Origin of the sequence: Polaromonas sp. AET17H-212, assembly GCF_002379085.1 — a bacterium.
Classification (GTDB): Bacteria; Pseudomonadota; Gammaproteobacteria; order Burkholderiales; family Burkholderiaceae_C; genus Polaromonas.
On record NZ_NBZW01000012.1, the window covers coordinates 88,343 to 108,592 of the forward strand.

22 protein-coding genes are annotated in these 20,250 nt (G+C 65.3%); 19 read left to right on the top strand and 3 right to left on the bottom strand.

Annotated features, from left to right (window positions below; translation table 11 throughout):
• Positions 1-14: 14 nt before the first annotated feature.
• The gene (locus tag B7G53_RS11360; RefSeq protein ID WP_176491341.1) at positions 15-1,823 is read right to left on the bottom strand and encodes an ATP-binding response regulator; all 1,809 of its coding nucleotides are present in this window, start codon (positions 1,821-1,823) and stop codon (positions 15-17) included.
• Positions 1,824-2,165: 342 nt separating this feature from the next.
• Positions 2,166-2,852 carry a response regulator gene (locus B7G53_RS11365; protein ID WP_096667749.1) on the bottom strand — a complete coding sequence of 229 codons (687 nt, stop codon included), beginning with the start codon at positions 2,850-2,852 and terminating at the stop codon, positions 2,166-2,168.
• A 300-nt stretch (positions 2,853-3,152) separates the two neighbouring features.
• On the opposite strand from B7G53_RS11365, the gene B7G53_RS11370 reads away from it, so the two are divergent.
• The 3 genes from B7G53_RS11370 to B7G53_RS11380 all read left to right on the top strand — a co-directional run bounded on the left by B7G53_RS11370 (position 3,153) and on the right by B7G53_RS11380 (position 4,148).
• On the top strand, positions 3,153-3,437 hold the full coding sequence (locus tag B7G53_RS11370) for a hypothetical protein (RefSeq protein ID WP_096667657.1): 285 nt from the start codon (positions 3,153-3,155) through the stop codon (positions 3,435-3,437).
• 73 nt (positions 3,438-3,510) lie between these two features.
• Positions 3,511-3,837, top strand: coding sequence for a hypothetical protein (locus tag B7G53_RS11375; RefSeq protein WP_096667659.1), 327 nt, complete (start codon positions 3,511-3,513; stop codon positions 3,835-3,837).
• 23 nt (positions 3,838-3,860) lie between these two features.
• The gene (locus B7G53_RS11380) at positions 3,861-4,148 is read left to right on the top strand and encodes a hypothetical protein (protein WP_141396324.1); all 288 of its coding nucleotides are present in this window, start codon (positions 3,861-3,863) and stop codon (positions 4,146-4,148) included.
• Positions 4,149-4,152: 4 nt separating this feature from the next.
• On the opposite strand, the gene B7G53_RS11385 is transcribed toward B7G53_RS11380, so the two are convergent.
• Positions 4,153-4,881, bottom strand: a complete 729-nt coding sequence (locus B7G53_RS11385) for an IclR family transcriptional regulator (RefSeq protein ID WP_096667663.1) — start codon at positions 4,879-4,881, stop codon at positions 4,153-4,155.
• A gap of 99 nt (positions 4,882-4,980) precedes the next feature.
• Between B7G53_RS11385 and B7G53_RS11390 the strand changes: the two genes are divergently transcribed.
• The 16 genes from B7G53_RS11390 (at position 4,981) to lptB (ending at position 20,130) form a co-directional block, all read left to right on the top strand.
• A complete protein-coding gene (locus tag B7G53_RS11390) occupies positions 4,981-5,922 on the top strand; it encodes a hydroxymethylglutaryl-CoA lyase (RefSeq protein WP_096667751.1) in 942 nt (313 codons plus the stop codon).
• Positions 5,915-7,123: a CaiB/BaiF CoA transferase family protein gene (locus B7G53_RS11395; protein ID WP_096667665.1), complete on the top strand. Its 1,209-nt coding sequence runs from the start codon at positions 5,915-5,917 to the stop codon at positions 7,121-7,123. The genes B7G53_RS11390 and B7G53_RS11395 overlap by 8 nt, the downstream gene beginning before the upstream one ends.
• Before the next feature lie 51 nt (positions 7,124-7,174).
• On the top strand, positions 7,175-7,858 hold the full coding sequence (locus B7G53_RS11400) for a TetR/AcrR family transcriptional regulator (RefSeq protein ID WP_096667667.1): 684 nt from the start codon (positions 7,175-7,177) through the stop codon (positions 7,856-7,858).
• Between the two features lie 104 nt (positions 7,859-7,962).
• Complete coding sequence (locus B7G53_RS11405; RefSeq protein WP_096667669.1) at positions 7,963-8,502, top strand: TRAP transporter small permease; 540 nt, start codon at positions 7,963-7,965, stop codon at positions 8,500-8,502.
• A 15-nt stretch (positions 8,503-8,517) separates the two neighbouring features.
• A complete protein-coding gene (locus B7G53_RS11410; protein ID WP_096667671.1) occupies positions 8,518-9,798 on the top strand; it encodes a TRAP transporter large permease subunit in 1,281 nt (426 codons plus the stop codon).
• Positions 9,799-9,952: 154 nt separating this feature from the next.
• Positions 9,953-10,960 (top strand): TRAP transporter substrate-binding protein, encoded by a 1,008-nt coding sequence (locus tag B7G53_RS11415; RefSeq protein ID WP_096667673.1) that lies wholly within the window; start codon positions 9,953-9,955, stop codon positions 10,958-10,960.
• 140 nt (positions 10,961-11,100) lie between these two features.
• Positions 11,101-11,934 carry a shikimate dehydrogenase family protein gene (locus B7G53_RS11420; protein WP_096667675.1) on the top strand — a complete coding sequence of 278 codons (834 nt, stop codon included), beginning with the start codon at positions 11,101-11,103 and terminating at the stop codon, positions 11,932-11,934.
• Between the two features lie 59 nt (positions 11,935-11,993).
• Positions 11,994-12,899, top strand: coding sequence for a 4-hydroxyphenylpyruvate dioxygenase (locus B7G53_RS11425; RefSeq protein ID WP_096667677.1), 906 nt, complete (start codon positions 11,994-11,996; stop codon positions 12,897-12,899).
• 5 nt (positions 12,900-12,904) lie between these two features.
• Entirely contained in the window at positions 12,905-13,819 is a 915-nt protein-coding gene (locus B7G53_RS11430) for a sugar phosphate isomerase/epimerase family protein (protein ID WP_096667679.1), read from the top strand.
• A 77-nt stretch (positions 13,820-13,896) separates the two neighbouring features.
• Positions 13,897-14,820, top strand: a complete 924-nt coding sequence (locus tag B7G53_RS11435) for a LysR family transcriptional regulator (protein ID WP_096667681.1) — start codon at positions 13,897-13,899, stop codon at positions 14,818-14,820.
• 31 nt (positions 14,821-14,851) lie between these two features.
• A complete protein-coding gene (locus B7G53_RS11440) occupies positions 14,852-15,304 on the top strand; it encodes a DUF2214 family protein (RefSeq protein WP_096667683.1) in 453 nt (150 codons plus the stop codon).
• 56 nt (positions 15,305-15,360) lie between these two features.
• Positions 15,361-17,037: an arginine--tRNA ligase gene (argS, locus tag B7G53_RS11445; RefSeq protein WP_096667685.1), complete on the top strand. Its 1,677-nt coding sequence runs from the start codon at positions 15,361-15,363 to the stop codon at positions 17,035-17,037.
• A gap of 61 nt (positions 17,038-17,098) precedes the next feature.
• A complete protein-coding gene (locus B7G53_RS11450) occupies positions 17,099-17,722 on the top strand; it encodes an SPOR domain-containing protein (protein ID WP_096667687.1) in 624 nt (207 codons plus the stop codon).
• A 75-nt stretch (positions 17,723-17,797) separates the two neighbouring features.
• Positions 17,798-18,451, top strand: a complete 654-nt coding sequence (locus B7G53_RS11455; RefSeq protein ID WP_096667689.1) for a thiol:disulfide interchange protein DsbA/DsbL — start codon at positions 17,798-17,800, stop codon at positions 18,449-18,451.
• A 280-nt stretch (positions 18,452-18,731) separates the two neighbouring features.
• Entirely contained in the window at positions 18,732-19,352 is a 621-nt protein-coding gene (lptA, locus tag B7G53_RS11460) for a lipopolysaccharide transport periplasmic protein LptA (protein ID WP_176491342.1), read from the top strand.
• A gap of 10 nt (positions 19,353-19,362) precedes the next feature.
• Entirely contained in the window at positions 19,363-20,130 is a 768-nt protein-coding gene (gene lptB / locus B7G53_RS11465) for an LPS export ABC transporter ATP-binding protein (RefSeq protein WP_096667693.1), read from the top strand.
• The last annotated feature ends 120 nt before the right edge of the window (positions 20,131-20,250 follow it).

The window sequence follows — 20,250 nt, forward strand, 5'->3', positions numbered from 1 at the left end:
CGCGCGGCGCTGCGTCAGCGCCGCAGTACCCCGGCCATCGCTTGCTTCAACTTGTCGGCCGGCACCGGTTTGTGCAGGAGGGGCATGCCGCTGGCCTGCGCTTCCCGCAACCGCTCCGGCGCGGTGTCGCCGCTCACCAGCAGCGCCGGCACGTCGCCCAGGCGCGCGCGCAGCCGGTGCACGGTTTCAATTCCGCTCTCGCCCTGTCGCAGCCTGAAATCGGCAATGATCAGGTCGACGTCGAGCGCGTCATCGTCAATCAGCCGTTCCGCCTCCGCATAGCCGCTGCAGGCGGCGACCCTGCAACCCCACAACTCGAGCAGGGTGCGCATTCCGAGGCGCACGGCGGGCTCGTCGTCGATGACCAGCACGCGGGCTGCGTCGAACACAGGTGTTCCGGTTTTCGCGGGTGCAGGCGCTCCGGGCGATGCGGCGCCACTCCGCGCCGCGTGCGCCAGCGTGATGGCGAAGGTCGAGCCGCGTCCCGGTTCGCTGTCGAGTTCCACCTGCAGCCCGAGCAGACGCGCGAGCCGCTGCACGATTGAGAGTCCCAGCCCGAGCCCCTGTGAGCGGTCGCGTTCCGGGTTGCCGATCTGGTAAAACTCCCCGAAAATGCGTTCCCGCTCGGCAGCGGGAATGCCCGCGCCTGTGTCGCGAACCGTGATGCGCACCGTGCGCTCGCCGGATTCTGTGGCGAGCATGACGCTTCCCGCCGCCGTGTACTTGAACGCGTTGTCCACGAGGTTGCGCACCACGCGTTCGAGCAGCACAGGATCGGTTTCCACCTCAGTATCAAGCGCAGTAACGCGGAACGCCAGTCCCTTCGCGCTTGCTACCGGCCGGAAATCAGCCTCGATGCGCTCGAGCACTGCTTTCACGTTGACGCGCCGGAGTTCCGGCCGTACTGCGCCTGCATCCAGCCTGGAGATGTCGAGCAGCGAGTCCAGCAATGCCGACAGTGAATCGAGTGTCTGCACGATGTGCCCCGCGATTTCTCCCACCGGGCCGTCCGGCGTGCGCAGGCTCAGGGCTGCACTGTAAAGCGACAGCGCATGCAGCGGTTGGCGCAGGTCGTGACTCGCTGCCGCAAGAAAGTGACTCTTGGCGCGACTAGCTTCCTCGGCGCGGTCGCGTGCGAGCAGCACCTCCTGCCGCTCGCGCTCGAGCGCGTCGAGAAGCCGCTCGTTTTCGTAGCGGATCAGGAAGGATTCGTGCACCACGCGTTCGTTGTCGCGAACGAAGAACACCTGGATGAGGCCAAACAGCACGATCAACACGGCCAGCACGATGTTTGCCGGTACCCCGGTCAGCGCCCAGAGCGCTGCAATTGGCAGCAGTGCCGGTGCGACATAGGCGTAGAAGGCCCGCGCATAGGCCGCGGCAGTGGCGACGCCGCCCGCCGTCCAGCACACGAGAATCATGGTGAGCAACGCCCGTTCTTCGCCCGGAAGCGCGGTAAAGAAGAGCGGCGCCGCGATCCCCGTGAGAAGGCCGTTTGCGAAGGCGAACCAGACCAGATGATCGAGCGCGCGTGGCGTGTCGGCGGGCGGTTCGCGCAACAGGGCCTGAACGAACCTGCGCCGCGCGAAGAGCAGCGCAGTCAATACCAGCGTCCAGCCCCCGACCAATGCAAGCGGCGCGTGATTGCGCACGGTGTAGGCGACGAAGGCGCAGGCGATCACGATCGCGAACGGCGAGCGTGTCCATTGGCGGGCGAGCAGATCCAGCTGCTGGCGCCGCAGGTGGGCGGCCCACGCCGGATCGACGGGGCCTTGTGCCGCGCGGGCTGCCGGCGCGATGGCGGCCAAATCGGCATCAGACAAGACACGACTCCCGCGTCGTCGGAGGGTCATTGCATTCCGGAAGCCAGTGGGTCATTGCCGTTTCCTTGAGCGATTCAACGCCGTCTGCCATGTTCTCCCGTGCTGCCTGTCATTCGGCCGCAGGCACTGCTGGCCCTACCATACGCGTGTCCCCTGATGGGTGGAATAGGACAGAAGTCATAGCCGCCCGGCCACCGGCGCGTGACTGATTGCCCCGCATCGATGCGAATGTCCATCGGCCGGCCATCGGGGAAAGAGGCGCCAGCGTCATGGCCATGGATCAACCGCCGCTGATTTCCCCGTTCACGTTTCGTTTCTCTGGACCACCCTGCTGGCTCGGCCCTATGCGCCGCCAGGAGTCTGCGTCCCGGCGCTGATGGCGCCGAGCTTCAGACCGAGCTGGCTGACCGCGATCACCGCCTGCGTGCGGTTGGTGACGTTGAGCGCTTTCAATATCGCTGTCACATGAATCTTGACGGTGCCCTCGGCCAGATTCAGTTCGCGGCAGATAAGCTTGTTGGGTTTGCCTTGCACCACGAGCGCGAGCACCTGGGCCTGGCGCTCGGTGAGTCCGATCTCGCGCGGGGCATTCGTGGACATCGCGGGCCATGTCGTTGACCCGTCTGCGGAAGACCGGTGAAGCACTTCCAGAGGCAGGTAAACCCCGCCGGCAAGCACCAGGCGAAGCGCGCTGAGCAGGCCCTGACCGGTTGACGTTTTGGGAATAAAACCCATGGCGCCACCGTCGATGGCGCGTGTAACGACCTCGGACTGGTCCGAAGCCGAAAGTACGACGACCGGTACCGCAGGGTAGTGATTGCGCAGCTCGCGCAAGGCCACAAAGCCGTCGCTGCCCCGCAAGGTCAGGTCGAGCAGTATCAGCGCGAGGTCGGGATTGCCCGCCGCCTGCTCGATTGCCTCGGTACAGTTTTGCGCCTCGAGGAGTTCGATGCGCTCATCAAGTGCCCCGAGCACCTGGCGCAGCGCATCGCGAATCAACGGGTGATCGTCGACAGTCAGAATTTTCATCTGCATTCCCCTGCGCGGTAGATGGCGGCGTATTTTTCCACCCCATGACCAAGGTCATAGGACTTGAGCCGTAGCTTAGTCTTTTGCGGGATCGAAGCGTCAAAAAATTAACAACAGCTTGTATTTGAACGATTTTTTGTTGCCGTCGCGGCGCTGGCCAGGCCATTGGTGGTAGCGCTTCAGCCTGATTCCCCGGCGTCTCCCGGCCGCCCAGAATGTCATCACAAGAAGGCGAACCCAACGAGCTTCTTCCGCATGGCATCGGGGCGGCCAATCCGGTGCAAAACCAAGGAGGCAGTCATGAATACACGTGAACAACACTTCAATGCTCCCGGCCATGGCAAGGAGAGCCCGCCCGCGCCGACACGCCGCACCAGGCATCCTGTCGCCGTGGCGCTCGCGATTCTCGCCGCCGTGCTGCTTGTCGCGGCCGCTCAATGGACGCAACCCGGTCGCGGAAGCGGACAGAGTACCGCAACCCCCGAGGTGAAGGCGGGTGGGAGCATCAGCGCTGAGTTCGACTATTTCCCGGACCACTACATCAACCAGGCGAAAGAGCCGGAAGAGCATGTCCAGGCATTTTGACGTCGTGCCGGCCGGTGGCTTCGGCCGGCCTGGTCCGGCAATTGACTTTTTACCTTCGGAAAGGGGAATTGTTATGTTGACGCATGATGAAAAAGAAAGGCTGTTGCGCGAGATGCGTTATGAACCTGCCAGGGTGGTCGGCGCGGTGCTGAAGAGCGTCGTTTGCCTGCTGGCCGTGGCAGGTCTGGCCTGGATCGGGATCAGTACCAGCCCAGACCAGGATGCCGCCCTGGCCTTCCGCCCTCCGGCGGCCGGCGTGCCGGTGCCACGTCCCGAGCATGCGTCGGTCGTCGACGCCAGGAAGGTATTTGAAGAGCGCCGGGCGCGTTTTGACGGACAGTCAACCGGGCCGCAGACCCCGCCAGCGCGTCAGCGGCGGGACGACAGTATCCAATATTGACGCTCAATCAGAAGGGGATCACCATGAACACGCCTATTTTGGTATTGGTCTTCGCGCTCGTCTGGTGCGGGCGCGCTGCGGCGACATGCAATTGCGAGCCCGACAGCCTGGCTTTTCAGGATGCATTTTTCAAATACTGTGATTGGGCACGCGCCGCCTATGAGGCGGAGTCCCAGGCCCAGGCCCAAGGCCAGGACCAAGCCCTGCGCGCGCAAGACGATTCTGGCCAGACGGTAGCACCGCAATCGGCCACCGTGCCGCCGCCCGTCACTCCGGAGTCCGTGTCAGCGCGCGACCCGACGCCGCAGTGAGGCATCAGAGCAGGCCACTGAGATGGCGGGCAGCTTCGAGCACCGGTTTGACGCATTTCAAATCGTAGCGGGACGCTGGCATGGTCAGGGTAAGTGCGCCCGCCAGCGTACCGTCAGCCTTGAATACCGGCGCTGAAATACCGGCCACTTCAGCGAGGCGGTCGCCGACGGCCGTGTAGTAGCCCTGTTCCCGGATCTGGGCGTAAAGCCGGCGGTTCTTGATGTCTCTGGCCATTGCCCGCCGGGGATCGAACGCAATCAGTATGCGGGCGCCGGTGCCGCGATCTGCGGGCAGCACATCGCCGGCCCGGATGTGGTCACGGATCGGGTGCGGCGAGTCCACCCGGTACAGGCACAGGCGCGCCTCGCCCTGGCGCACGTGGTAGGCCGCGCTTTCGCCGGTGCTTGCCACCAGCCGGCGCAGCACCGGCAGCACCACGCGGTCCAGCGAAAACGAGGCGGTGTACACGCTGTGCAGTCGCGCCACCCCGGCACCCAGCGCATAACGGCCGTCGTCCAGTTTCTGAATCAGCCGCGCGTGCTCCAGCGAGGCCAGCAGCCTGAGCACCGTGCTTTTGTACAGCTGCGTGCGCTGCGCCAGATCGCCCAGGCCCAGTGCGGTGTCGCCGGCCCGGAACGCTGCCAGCAGCGACAACGCGCGGTCCACGGCGGCGGCGCCACCGGGCGCGGCATGGGCATCGGCGACGGATTCGGTCTGGGCTTTGCGCGGCATGAACGGCTCTCCTGACGGGCCCCGCTTGACAGCGCCGGGACTCTGCTTCAATATTTCACAAAAAAGAATACCATTCCATCTTACAGAATATTGGATGCCATGCAAGTCAATCCCGACAACGATGTGCTGATCAGCGAGGTCGGTCCGCGCGACGGCCTTCAAAGTGTCTCCCGCATCATGGCCACGGCCTGCAAGCGGCGCTGGATCACGGCCCTGTACGACGCGGGCCTGCGCGAAATCGAGGTTTGTTCCTTTGTGCCGGCCAAACACCTGCCGCAAATGGCCGACGCGGCCGAGGTGGTGAGCCACGCGCTGACCCTGCCCGGCCTGACCGTGATGGCCCTGGTGCCCAACGCACGGGGCGCCGAGGCCGCCCTGGCCGCTGGCGTGCACAAACTGACGATTCCGGTTTCGGCCAGCGCCGCGCATTCGCTGGCCAATGTGCGCAAGACGCGCGAAGAAATGATCGAAGAGGTCCGCCGCATCGTCGAGCTGCGCAATGACACAGCGCCCGGCGTGAAAGTGGAAGCCGGCATTTCAACGGCCTTCGGCTGCACCTTGCAAGGCGATGTGGCCGAAGACGAGGTGATCTGGCTGGCGGCACAGTGCATTGCCGCCGGTGCCGACGAAACGGGCTTGTCCGACACCACGGGGTATGCCAATCCGGCGCAGGTCCGGCGTCTCTTCAGGCGGTTGCGTGCCGAGATTGGCGACAAGGCCGGCGCGGCGCACCTGCACAACACGCGCGGTCTGGGTCTGGCCAACTGCCTGGCCGCATACGAGGAGGGTGTGCGCACCTTCGACTCGTCGCTGGCCGGCCTGGGCGGCTGCCCCCATGCGCCGGGCGCCTCGGGCAATGTGGTGACGGAGGACCTGGTGTTCATGTTCGAGGCCATGGGCCTGCGCACCGGCGTTGATATCGTGAAATTGCTGGCCGCGCGCGAGCCGCTGAAGACGGGTTTGCCGGGTGAACCTCTTTACGGCATGACGCCGCAGGCCGGTCTGCCCCGGGGCTTTGTGCAGGGAGCCGTCCATGCCTGAAGCAGCTCCCTCCAGCGGGCAAGGCCAAAGCCTGCCTTATGCCGGCGTGCGCGTCGTCGAGTTCACCCACATGGTCATGGGCCCGACCTGCGGCATGGTGCTGGCCGATCTGGGGGCGGAGGTCATCAAGGTCGAGCCCGTCACCGGGGACAACACCCGAAAGCTGATCGGCTCCGGCGCGGGGTTTTTCCCCCTGTTCAACCGCAACAAGAAAAGCATCGCCCTGGACCTGCAGACGGCGCAGGGCCGGGAGATTGCGCTCAAGCTGGTGGCGACCGCCGATATCGTCAGCGAGAACTTCAAGCCCGGCACCATGCAGAAGCTGGGGCTCGACTACGCCAGCCTGTCGAAACTCAACCAAGGCCTGATTTATGTCAGCCACAAGGGTTTTCTGCCCGGCCCGTATGACCACCGCACCGCGCTTGATGAAGTTGTGCAGATGATGGGCGGGCTGGCCTACATGACGGGCCGGCCCGGCGACCCGCTGCGCGCCGGCACCAGCGTCAACGACATCATGGGCGGCATGTTCGGTGCCATCGGCGCCATGGCGGCGCTGGCTGCGCGCGCCCAAACCGGCAAGGGCCAGGAGGTGCAGGCGGCGCTGTTTGAAAACAACGTGTTCCTGGTGGCCCAGCACATGATGCAGTTTGCCGTGACCGGCCAGCCAGCCGCGCCCATGCCGGGCCGCATCTCGGCCTGGGGCATTTACGACGTGTTCACCGTGCACGGCGGCGCACAGATCTTTCTGGCCGTGGTCAGCGACACGCAGTGGCAGCTGTTTTGCGACGCCTTCGGGTTTGCCGACCTGCGCGCCGACCCGCGGCTGGACAGCAACAACGACCGCGTGCGTGCCCGCGACTGGCTGCTGCCGCAGCTGCGCGAACGCCTGGCGCCGCGAACGGCGGCCGAACTCAGCGCGTTGTTCGAGCAGCACGGCCTGCCGTTTGCGCCCATCACGCGGCCCGAGGACCTGTTTGAGGACCCGCATTTGCAGCAGACCGGCGGCCTGGCGCCCTTGAGGCTGCCCGACGGGCGGGAAACCCGCGTGCCGCTGCTGCCCCTGACCCTGGGCGGCGAGCGCCCCGGCGTGCGCCTGAACCCGCCCCGGCTGGGCGAACACACGCTGGGATTGCTGCAGGAGCTCGGCTATGGCGAGGCGGACATCGAGGCCCTGCAGGGCGGAAAGATTGTTGCGGGATAAGCAGGTGGCGCGCGCCGGGCTGGCGGCCGCCTGCGCCTCTATACTGCCGAAATGAACCAGTCAGTACATTCCGCGCGCCCGGCGAAGCCGGTGGCCAAAACCGCGGTTCGCGAAACCACCCGCACCAACGATCCGGCCCGGACCATGGCCGGGATTCTCGAAGTGGCGACTGTGGAGTTCGCCAGCAAGGGGCTCAGCGGCGCGCGCATCGACGAGATCGCGGCGGCCACGCGCACCAGCAAGCGCATGATCTATTACTACTTCGGCAGCAAGGAGGGCCTGTACATCGCGGTGCTCGAGGAAGCCTACCGCCGCATGCGCAGCATCGAGGCCGAACTGCACCTTGAAGACCTGCCGCCCGAAGAGGCCTTGCGCCGGCTGGTGGGCTTCACCTTCGACCATCACCATGACAACCAGGACTACATCCGGCTCGTGATGACCGAGAACATGGAGCGCGGCGCCTACCTGGCGCAGAGCAAAAGCATCCAGCAGCTCAACGTGCCCGCGATCCAGGCCATCCGCAAGCTCTACGACCGCGGCGTGGCCTCCGGGGTGTTCCGGCCCGGCCTGGATCCGATCGACATCCACGCCTCGATCTCGGCCCTGACCTTTTTCAATGTGTCCAACCAGCACACCTTCGGCCTGATCTTCAAGCAGGATGCCCGCTCCCCGCAGGCGGTGGCCGCGCGGCGCGAGAGCGTCATCGAAATGGTCGTGCGCTTCGTACGCGCTTAAGCGGTCCCGGCGCCCTGCCAAGGGTAAATACTGATTCATAGAAACTAACTAGTTCGTACATTAATGGCTTCAGGCGCCTTTCGCAGCGCCTGCAGGAGACATTCATGGTCCGGAAAGTCATCAACAGCTACTGCCAGCTTTTGTCCTGGCTGATGGCCGCCAGCCTCGCGCTCATGGTGGTGCTGGTGTTCACCAATGTGGTCTTGCGTTACGCCTTCAACTCCGGCATCGCGGTCTCCGAGGAACTGTCGCGCTGGCTGTTCGTCTGGCTGACCTTTCTGGGCGCCATCGTCGCACTCCACGAGCGCGCCCACCTGGGCACGGACATGCTGGTAGCCCGCTTGCCGGTGCTGGGCAAGAAAATCTGCCTGGGTCTGGGGCATGTCCTCATGCTGTTCATCTGCTGGCTGCTCTTCAGGGGCACCCTGGACCAGGTCAAGATCAACTGGGACTCCACCAGTGCAGCGATGGAAGTGTCCATGGCGCTGTTTTACGGCTGTGGCCTGGTGTTTGCCGTTTCGGGTGCGCTGATCCTGCTCAGCGATTTGTGGCGCCTGCTCACGGGCCAACTCACCAGCGAAGAACTGGTCGGCATTCGGGAAAACGAAGAAGTGCCTCACGAAGAGCAACCGCTCGCCCGCTAGCCGCAGGAACACCGCATGACCATCGCCATTTTCCTGGGCTCCCTGCTCGCCGCCATGGCGCTGGGCATTCCCATTGCCTTTTCCCTGCTGCTGTGCGGCGCCGCGCTGATGTGGCACCTCGACATGTTCGACGCGCAGATCCTGGCGCAGAACGTGATCAACGGCGCCGACAGCTTTCCGCTGCTGGCCGTGCCCTTCTTCATGCTCGCCGGCGAGGTGATGAACGCGGGCGGCCTGTCGCGCCGCATCGTCATCTTCGCCATGACGCTGGTGGGCCACATCAAGGGCGGTCTGGGTTATGTGGCCATCGTGGCCGCGGTCATGATGGCCGCCCTGTCGGGCTCGGCCGTCGCCGACGCGGCAGCCCTGTCGGCGTTGCTGCTGCCGATGATGGTGGCGGCCGGGCACGACAAGGCGCGATCCGCCGGCCTGCTGGCGTCGGCCAGCATCATCGCGCCCATCATTCCGCCCAGCATCGGCTTCGTGATTTTTGGCGTGGCTGCCAACGTGTCGATTTCAAAACTGTTCATGGCCGGCATTGCGCCCGGCGTCCTGCTCGCCGCAGCGCTCTGGTTGACCTGGTGGTGGGTGGCGCGCAAGGAAGCCGTCGCGGTTCCGGCGCGCAAGTCCCGCGCCGAGGTCCTTGCCGCCTTCCGGGACGCCACCTTTGCGCTGGTGCTGCCGGTGATTGTGGTGGTCGGCCTGAAATTCGGCGTGTTCACCCCGACCGAAGCGGCGGTGGTGGCCGCTGTGTACGCGCTGCTGGTCTCGACGCTGATCTACCGGGAGCTCAAGCTGAGCCAGCTGTACGGCCTGTTTCTCGCGGCAGCCAAAACCACGGCGGTGATCATGTTCCTGGTGGCGGCGGCCATGGTGTCGGCCTGGCTGATCACGGTGGCCCAGTTGCCGGCGCAGGTGGTGACGCTGCTGCAGCCGCTGCTGGACAGTCCCAAACTGCTGATGATGGCCATCATGCTGCTGGTGATGGTGGTGGGTACGGCGATGGACATGACGCCCACCATCCTGATCCTGACGCCGGTGCTGATGCCCATCGTCAAGGCCGCGGGCATCGACCCGGTTTATTTCGGCGTGTTATTCATCATCAACAACGCCATCGGGTTGATCACCCCGCCGGTGGGCACGGTGCTCAACACCGTCGCCGGTGTCGGCAAGGTCAGCATGGACGAGGTGACCCGCGGGGTCTGGCCCTTCATGCTGGCCCAGTTCTCGGTCATGTTCCTGATGGTGCTGTTCCCCCAGATTGTCATGGTGCCAGCGCGCTGGTTCTATGGCTGAACATGCCGCCGCCATGCTTGCCGCTTGTCTTGCTGTGCTGCCGTCGGAGGCAGCCCTGCGCAGATCGTGATTTCCATGGAGCAGGGCGTGTCTGGTACGCCAGGTCCTGCACCCTCCCTGTTTGCGTACTTTGAACTTTCCCGAGGAGACAACCATGAAACGTCTGATGATCAAAACCCTGGTGGCTGCCGCCGCCCTGGCCGCCTTCGGCCTGGCTTCTGCCCAGGACATCAAGGAGCGCACGATCAAGTTCGCCCACCAGAACCCCAAGGGCCACCCCATCGTGATGGGCATGGAGAAGTTCGCCGAGATCGTCACCGCCAAGTCGGGCGGCAAGATCAAGGTCAACCTGTTTCCCGGCGGCGTGCTTGGCGGGGATGCGCCCAACGTGTCGGGCCTGCAGGGCGGCACCATTGAAATGGTGGTGCTGAACTCCGGCATCCTGGCCAGCCAGGCCAAGGAGTTCGCGGTGTACGACTTCCCCTTCCTGTTTGCCAATGCAAAGGAAGCCGATGCCGTGGTTGATGGCCCCTTCGGTAAAAAACTGCACGACAAGCTGCAGGAAAAAGGCATGGTCGGTCTGGCCTACTGGGAGCTGGGTTTTCGCAACATGACCAACAGCAAACGCCCCATCAACAAGGTGGAAGACCTGGCCGGCCTGCGGATCCGCGTGATTCCCAACCCCATCAATCTGGACTGGGTCAAGGCGCTCGATGCCAACCCCACCCCCATGGCTTTCCCCGAGGTCTATGCGGCGCTGGAATCCAAGGCGCTGGACGGCCAGGAGAACCCGCTGAGCACCATCCTGGCCAACAAGTTCGCCGAGGTCCAGAAACACCTGACCCTGACCAACCATGTCTACAACCCGCAGTCGGTCATCATCAGCAAGAAGTTCTGGGACACCCTGAGCAACGACGAGAAAAAACTGCTGGCCGACGCTGCCGTCGAAGCTGGCAAGTACCAGCGTCAGGCATCGCGTGATGCGGCGGGCGCCACTCTGGAAGCCCTCAAGAAGGCCGGCATGCAGGTCACCGAATTGCCGCCCGCCGAAATGACCAAGCTGCGCGACCGGATGAAGCCGGTGATCGCCAAGTACTCCGGTGGTGTGGGCGAGTCCACGGTCAATGAGCTGATGGCCGAGCTGGCCAAGCTGCGCAAATAAGAAGCAGACGCCTGCGCGTCCGGGGCCTGGCCCCGGGCGCCGGGCCGCACGATATCCCCTTGTCTGATTTGCATGAACCCTGACCTGAGCGTTCTTTCCGGCGGCCACGCCGCGCGCGCTGCCTCCTGCGGGAGGCGGACATGATCCGCGGCACCACCACCCTGATAGCCCACCTCGGCTACCCGACCGAGGCCTTCAAGGCGCCGATGATCTACAACCCCTGGTTTGAACAGGCCGGTATCGACGCGGTCGTGGTGCCCATGGGCGTCAAGCCCGAGGACTACCCGCAGGTGCTCAAAAGCCTGTTCAAGCTCACCAACATCCGCGGCGCGCTGATCACCATGCCGCACAAGGTGAGCACCGTGGCGTTGCTGGACGAATGCACGCCGGCCGTGGAAATTGCCGGCGCCTGCAACGCCGTCCTGCGCCGTCCCGACGGCAGCCTGCTCGGCGACATGTTCGACGGCGCCGGTTTTGTGCGCGGCGTGTTGCGCAAGGGGTTGAAGCTGGCAGGCGCCCGCGTGCTCGTGGTCGGCAGTGGCGGCGTGGGATCGGCGATTGCGGCGTCGCTGGCGGCGGCAGGCATTGGCGCGATTGGCCTGCATGACGTGCATCCGGCGTCTGCCGAGGCGCTGGGCGCCCGTCTGCGCAAGCATTACCCGGCGTTGCAGGTCGGCACCGGCAGCAACGACCCGGCCGGCTACGACCTGGTGGTCAATGCCACACCCCTGGGCATGAATGACGGGGACGCGTTGCCGGTCGATGTGGCACGCATGGCGCCATCGACCTTTGCGGGCGAAGTCGTGATGAAAAAGGAGATGACGGCCTTTCTGCGCGCGGCGCAGGCACGCGGCTGCCAGGTGCAGGTGGGCTCGGACATGCTGTTCGAGCAGATTCCGGCCTACCTCGAGTTTTTCGGTTTCGGCGCGGCAACGCCCGAGGCCCTGCGTTCGGTGGCACGTCTGAGCTACTGACGCCGCCGGGCGGAAAGTCGTCTCATGTGTCGAACTGCTCAACCCCAAGGGAGAACCCCATGAACACCCCACGCCAGGCCACAGCCGCCGACCGGGAAGCGATTGCGGAGGCCGCCAACCCGCTCGGGCTGGACGGCATCGAGTTCATCGAATACAGCACGACCCGACCGCAGGCGCTGGGCCAGGTGCTGGAGATGATGGGTTTCCGGCCGGTGGCCCGGCACCGCTCGCGCGAGGTGCTGCTTTACCGGCAGGGCGCCATCAACGTGATTGTCAATGCCCACACGCCGGCCTTGCCCAACGCGGCAGGACCGCAGGACAAGCCAGTGATCGCCGCCGTGGCGCTGCGCGTGCGCGATGCCGCAGCCGCCTACCGCCGCGCGCTGGAGCGGGGCGCCTGGGCCGTGCCGCCCCGCGTCGAGGTGATGGAGCTGAACATCCCGGCGATCCATGGCGTGGGCACCAGCCGCATCTATTTTGTCGACCGCTACGACAGGTTTTCGATTTACGACGTGGACTTCGTGCCGATTCCCGGGGTGGACCCGCACCCGCCGGCGGTGGCGGGCCTGCATTTTTTCGGCGTCGTGCAATACATCGGCAATGACCGCGCCGAGGACTGGTCCGAGTTTTACCGCGAGTTGTTCGGCTTTGCCGAGTTGCCCGCCGAGCAGCGCTTCGGCATCCTGCCCAAGGGTCGGATTCTGCGCAGTCCGTGCCCGCCCGCGTCGCGTTTTTACATCCAGCTGATCGAGCCCGAAGCCGGGGTGCTCGATGTCGAGGACGACGAAGCCCTGCAGCGCATCGGCCTGGGCACGGCCGATGTGCTGGCCACGGTGGCCGAACTCGGCCGGCGCGGCGTAACCTTTGTCGAATCGCGCAGTGTGCACACCGAAGACCGGGGCGCCCTGACCCACACCTGGCTGGGCAGTGTGAGTTTCGAGCTCGTGCACGACGAACGGGGCTGATCACCATGAACCACGACAGCGGAAATATCGCCGACTTCGGGATGGACACCATCTCGCTGGCCGGGCCTCTCGAGGCCAAGCTCCAGGCCGTGCGCGACGCCGGGTTCACCCAGATCATGCTGGCCGCGCGGGACCTGGTGGGCCACTCCGATGGGCTGGACGCGGCGGTGGCCGCCGTGCGCGCCAGCGGCCTGCGTGTGACCGGCTTTCAGGTGCTGCGTGATTTCGAGGGCCTGTCGGGCCACCTGCACGACTACAAGGTGGACATTGCCAAGTCCATGCTGGAGATGTGCCATGCGCTCGGTTGCCGACTGCTGCTGATCTGCTCCTCGACCTCGGTGCATGCCAGCGGCGAGACGCAGGCGCTGGTCAGGGACCTGCGCAAACTGGCCATGCTGGCGATTCCGATGAACATCCGGATCGCCTATGAAGCCCTGTCCTGGGGCCGCACCGTCAATGAGTTTCCGCAGGCCTGGGAGCTCATTTGCCAGGCCGACATGCCCAACCTGGGTCTGGGTTTTGACTCGTTTCACATGTTTGCGACCCGGACCCCGTTGGACGAACTCGACATGCTCGATCCCGCCAAGATCTTCCTGGTGCAGCTGGCCGACTTCATGTGGACCGAGATCAAGTCGGTGGAGGAGCGCATCGCCACGGCCCGGCATTTCCGGGTGTTCCCCGGGGAAGGCGTGCACAGCGCCGACCTCGCCGCCCTGGTGAGCCGTTTGCACCGCCTGGGGTACCGCGGGGACTACAGCTTTGAAGTCTTCAACGACGACTACCAGCAGATGCCGTTGCCGACGGTGGCCCAGCGCGCCCGGCGCTCGGCGCTGTGGCTGGGCGAAGAGGTACTCCGGCGGTCCGTGCCTTTGCCGAATCGCATTCGTCTGAAGCGCGGCCTCGATGCCGCTACGCATTGATACACGCTGCGGCAGCGGCAGCGCAATAAAGACCTCCAACGTCCCATTGCCACCTTTTGTGTTCATAATCGCGGGTCATGAGCAAACTCAAACAGATGGAGTCTTTCGTCTCGGTGGCCACGCGCGGCAGCCTGACCGCGGCGGCCAACGCCGAGGGCGTGGCACCGGCCATCATGGGACGGCGGCTTGATGCGCTGGAAGAACGTCTGGGCGTCAAGCTGCTGGTGCGCACCACGCGGCGGATTTCGCTGACCCATGAAGGCAGTGCCTTTCTGGAAGACTGCCAGCGCCTGCTGATCGACGTGGCCAATGCCGAAGCCAGCGTGTCGGCTGGCGGGGTCAAGGCCAGCGGGCATCTGCGCATCACCGCGCCGGCCGGGTTTGGCCGCCGCCATGTGGCGCCGCTGGTGCCGCTGTTTCGCCAGTTGCATGCCGACGTCACCATTTCACTGAACCTCAGCGACCGCGTGGTCGATCTGGCGGGCGAGGGTTTTGACTGCGCGGTGCGTGTCGGCGACCTGCCCGATTCCTCGCTGGTCAGTGTGCGCATGGCCGACAACCGCCGCCTGTGTGTGGCCACGCCCGGCTACCTGCAGCGCCACGGCACGCCACAGCACCCCACCGAACTCGCGAAATTTGACTGCCTGACGCTGTCCAGCGACGCTTCACAGACGCGGGGCTGGGCGTTCCAGGTCGATGGCGAGGTCATCCATCTCAAGCCTGGCGGCCCGCTGGATTGCTCCGACGGCCAGGTGTTGCACGACTGGTGCATGGCCGGCTACGGCATTGCCTGGCGCAGCACCTGGGAGGTCGAGGCTGAAATTGCCGCCGGCAAACTGGTGGCGGTGCTGCAGGACTTCGATGCGCCGCCCAACGGGATTTACGCGGTGTTCCCGCAGCGCAAGCACCTGCCGCTGCGGGTGCGCTTGTGGATAGATTTCCTCAAGCACAACTACGGCGAGCCGGCGTTCTGGACCGGCCTGCGTACCGCGCACCCCTGACCACCACCACCGGACCCTCCGCGAGACACTCATGACCCTCGAAGCCCTGCTCGCCTACGCCCACATCCTGGCCATCCTGACCATGGTGGTGTTTCTTGCCAGCGAGGCCGCCCTGTGCCGCAGCGAGTGGCTCAATGCCGCCGTGGTCGAGCGTCTGGGCAAGATCGACCTGATCTACGCCGTGGCGGCGGGTACCGTGTTGCTGACAGGCTTGCTGCGCGTGTTTCTGGGCGCCAAGGGGGCGGGCTGGTACGGCACCAACCCGCTGCTCTACGTCAAGCTGGCCTTGTTCGTTGTCATCGCGCTGCTGTCGATCCAGCCCACGCGGCTGTTTGCCCGCTGGCGCCGCGAGCTGCGTGCCACCGGCCGCTTGCCCGACAACAGCCAGGTCACCAAGGCGCGCAAGCTGGTGATGGTGCAGGCCCATCTGCTGCCGCTGATCCCGCTGGCCGCGGTGTTTCTGGCGCGCGGCTACGGCAAGTAGGCAGCGCGGCCAACTGCGCCGGCCCGCTTGCCGGCCCGCACCCGTAAAATCAGCGCATGCTCCTAGTCAAACAAGAATTGCTCGCGGTCCTGGCCGCTGAGCTGGACAAGCTGTCCCCCGGTGCCGGCCAGAAGGCCGCTTTCGAGTCGCCCAAGGTCGCCGCCCATGGCGACTTCGCGTCCACGGCCGCCATGCAGCTGGCCAAACCGCTCAAGCTCAACCCGCGCCAGCTCGCCGAGGGCCTGCGCGAGTCCCTGCTGGCGGCGCCGGCTTACCAGCGCTGGGTTGATGCGGTGGAAATCGCCGGGCCGGGCTTCATCAACTTCCGGCTCAAGCCGGCGGCCAAGCAGGAAACCGTGCGCGAGGTGCTGACGGCGGCCGGGCAGTACGGCGTCAAGCCGGTAGACAAGGCGCGCCGCGTGGTGGTCGAGTTTGTCTCGGCCAACCCGACCGGGCCGCTGCACGTGGGCCATGGCCGGCAGGCGGCGCTCGGCGACGCGATCTGCAACCTGTTCGCGACCCAGGGCTGGGACGTTTACCGCGAGTTTTACTACAACGACGCCGGCGTGCAGATCCACACCCTGGCCACCAGCACGCAGGCACGCGCCAAGGGCCTCAAGCCCGGCGACGCGCGCTGGCCCGAGCCGGCCTACAACGGTGACTACATCGCCGACATTGCGGCCGACTTCATGGCCCAAAAAACCGTCAAGTCCGACGACCGCGAGTTCACGGCTTCCGGCGACATCGAGGACCTGGACGCGATCCGCCAGTTCGCCGTGGCCTACCTGCGCCACGAGCAGGACCTGGACCTCAAGGCGTTTGCGGTCGGCTTCGACAACTACTACCTCGAGTCCAGCCTGTACAGCTCGGGCCGGGTCGAGGCCACGGTGGCCAGGCTGAAGGCCGCCGGCAAAACCTACGAGCAGGACGGCGCGCTCTGGCTGAAGTCCACCGACTACGGCGACGACAAAGACCGCGTGATGAAAAAAAGCGACGGCAGCTACACCTACTTCGTGCCCGACGTGGCCTACCACCTGGCCAAGTGGGAGCGCGGTTTCACGCGCGCCATCAACATTCAGGGCATGGACCACCACGGCACGATCGCCCGCGTGCGTGCCGGCCTGCAGGCGGCCGGCGCCGGCATTCCCCCGGGTTATCCGGATTACGTGCTGCACACCATGGTGCGGGTGATGCGCCACGGCGAGGAAGTGAAGATTTCCAAGCGCGCCGGCAGCTATGTCACGCTGCGCGACCTGATCGAGTGGACCAGCAAGGACGCGGTGCGCTTTTTCCTGCTCAGCCGCAAGCCCGACACCGAATACGTCTTCGACATCGACCTAGCGCTGGCCAAGAACAACGAAAACCCGGTGTATTACGTGCAATATGCGCACGCCCGCATCTGCTCTGTGCTGGCGGCCTGGGGCGGCGATGTCGCCACGCTCAAGGGCATGGACCTGTCCGCACTCGACAGCCCGCAGGCGCAGGCCCTGATGCTGCTGATGGCCAAGTACCCCGACATGCTGGCCAATGCCGCCACCGGGTTTGCGCCGCACGACGTGGCGTTTTACCTGCGCGAGCTCGCCGCCAGCTACCACAGCTACTACGATGCCGAGCGAATTCTGGTCGATGACGACGTGGTCAAGCTGGCCCGCCTGGCACTTGTCGCCGCCACCGCGCAGGTGTTGCACAATGGCCTGAAGGTGCTGGGCGTGGACGCCCCGCAGAAGATGTAAACCCGAGCCTGACACCATGACGCGTAACCGCAACCCTTTCACCAAGCCAACCGGGCAAGGCATGAACACACAACGAGGCGGGACCCTGCTGGGGCTTATTATTGGCGCGCTGATCGGCCTGGCGGCTGCCCTGGCGGTGGCCGTCTACATCACCAAGGTGCCGGTGCCTTTCATGAACAAGAGCCAGTCGCGCAGCCCCGACCACGACGCGGCCGAGGCCAAGAAAAACCGGGACTGGGACCCCAATGCCCCCCTGTATGGCAAAAACCCGGCCAAGCCGGCTGCCGCATCGGGCGGACCGGTGACCGATGTCACGCCCCAGAAGCCGGCCGCGGCGCCTGTGGCCCCGGCCGAGCCGCCTGCCAAGGCCGCCAAACCCGCGGCCGACCCGATTGGCGACCTGGCCAAGGCCAAGCTGGCCGCGCCGGCCGCCGCCACCGGGGCCGACCCCTTCAGCTATTTTGTGCAGGTGGGGGCTTTCCGCAGCCCCGAGGACGCCGAGCAGCAGCGCGCCAAGATCTCGCTGATGGGCCTGGAGGCCAAGGTGACCGAGCGCGAGCAGTCCGGCCGCACGGTGTTCCGGGTGCGCCTGGGGCCTTTCGACAAGAAGGACGACGCCGACAAGGCCAAGGAGCGGCTGGACGCCAGCGGCATAGAAACCGCCCTGGTTCGCGTCCAGCGCTGAACTTTCTGCCGGCAGGGTATCCAACCTTGTCGCACCTTGCCAGAACTAACGCCAGAACCAACGGAGAAATGATCGATGCAACGACGTGAATTTTCGATAGCCACCGCTTCGGTGGCTGCTGCCGCCTCGCTGGGCGCCCTGAGCACCCCGGCCCGGGCCCAGGCACCGGCGCCGCGCGCGGGAACTGACTTTCTGGTCCTGGACAAACCGGCCCCGGTCGAGGCGCCGGCCGGCAAGGTCGAGGTGGTGGAGTTCTTCTGGTACAGCTGCCCGCACTGCAACAGTTTTGAGCCGGCACTGGAGGAGTGGATCAAAAAGGCGCCGAAAGACGTGGCGGTCCGCCGCGTGCCGATCGCCTTCCGTGCCGATTTCGAGCCGCAGCAGCGTCTTTATTACGTGCTCGAGGCCATGAACAAGGTCGACGAACTCCACAAAAAGGTGTTTTACGCCATCCATGTGGAAAAGCAGATGCTCAACACGCCGGATCTGATTGCGGCCTGGGCGGAAAAGCAGGGCCTCAACAAGGCGAAGTTCCTCGAGACCTACAACTCGTTTTCGGTGGCAACCAAGGCCCGCAAGGCCACCCAGCTGCAGGATGCCTACAAGATCGACGGGGTTCCCGCGCTTGGCGTGGCCGGGCGTTATTTCACCTCGGGGTCGATGGCGCAGACCATGGCGCGCGCACTGCTGGTCACCGACTACCTGATTGCCCAGGTAAGGAAAGGTTAGCCCCCCACGGTCGCTCACTGCGTGTAGCTCCCTGCCCCCCGAGGGGGCCGCTGCGCCTGCGGCCCGGCAGAGCCGGTTCCGCGGCCCCGGCTGGTGGGGGAGAAGCAGCCCCGCGCTTGTTGCTTCCCATCCCGTTCGTCCTGAGCTTGTCGAAGCATGTCCCTTGGTGGCTATCGAGCCCCGCCCCGGCTGGGCGGGTTTTTTATGGGCGTGGCGGTTTACCCGGAGTTGCGTCGCTACAATGGGCCAACACCACCAAAGCAGCAAGATTCGTGCCTTTATGAACAAACCCGCCTGTGTACTGATGCTGGCCGCCGTCCTCGCGGTTTTTCCGGTTGCGGCTGAAAAGGCCGACCGCGACAAGCCCATGAACGCCGAGGCTGATGCCCTGCGTTACGACGACCTCAAACAAACCAGTGTGTTCACCGGCAACGTGGTCATCACCAAGGGGACCATCATTGTTCGTGGCGCCCGCGTCGATGTCCAGCAGGACCCCGAGGGCTACCAGAACGCGATCGTGATTGCGGCGCCCGACAAGCTGGCCTACTACCGCAAGAAGCGCGAGGGTGTCGATGAATACATCGAGGGCGAGGGCGAAAGAATCGAATACGACAGCCGCGCCGACACCGTCAAGTTCATCAAGCGCGCCGTGTTGCGCCGTTATGTGGGCGCCACCCTGGCCGACGAAACCACCGGCGAGCTGATTGTTTACGACAACCCGACCGATGTCTTCACGGTCGACAGCGGCGCGCAAACCAAGACCCCTTCCAACCCGACGGGACGCGTGCGCGCCCTGCTGGCCCCGCGCAACACGGTCTCCGGTGCCACCGCAGCGCCCGCGCCGGCCGGGCCTTCTCCCTCCCTGCGGCCCAGCACCACGCTGGGCAATGACAAGAAATAACCCAACCCCTATGGACGTGTCCCCGGAAACCGCTCCCGTCAGCCGCCTGGTCGCCACCGGCCTGCAAAAATCGTACGGAAGCCGCCAGGTCGTCAGGGATGTCTCCCTCGAGGTGAAAAAAGGGGAGGTGGTTGGTCTGCTCGGTCCCAACGGCGCCGGCAAGACCACCTCGTTTTACATGATCGTCGGGCTGGTGCGTGCCGATGCCGGCGAGATCACCATCGACGGCGAGTCGATCGAGCACATGCCGATCCACAAGCGTTCGCGCCTGGGCCTGAGCTACCTGCCGCAGGAGGCCTCGATTTTCCGCAAACTCACGGTCGAGCAGAATGTGCGCGCCGTGCTGGAGCTGCAGACCGACGACGCCGGCAAACCGCTCACTGCCGCGGTGCTCAACAAACGGCTGGATTCATTGCTGCAGGACCTGCGGGTCGACCACCTGCGCGACTCGCCGGCACCGGCGCTGTCCGGCGGCGAGCGGCGCCGGGTTGAAATCGCCCGCGCGCTGGCCACCCAGCCGCGCTTCATCCTGCTCGACGAGCCGTTTGCCGGCATCGACCCGATCGCGGTGATCGAGATCCAGCGCATCATCGGTTTCCTCAAGTCGCGCGGCATCGGCGTGCTCATCACCGACCACAACGTGCGCGAAACGCTGGGCATTTGCGACCACGCCTACATCATCAGCGACGGCCATGTGCTGGCCACGGGAACCCCTTCTGAAATCGTGAACAATGCCGATGTGCGCCGGGTCTACCTGGGTGAGCACTTCAAGATGTGATGGCTCCGACGTGATGGCTCCCCCCCGTTGTCGCTCACTGCGTGTAGCTCCCTCCCCCCTGCAGGGGGCGGCGCCTGCGCCCCGGCAAAGCCGGTTGCGCGGCCCCCGCTTGCTTTATAC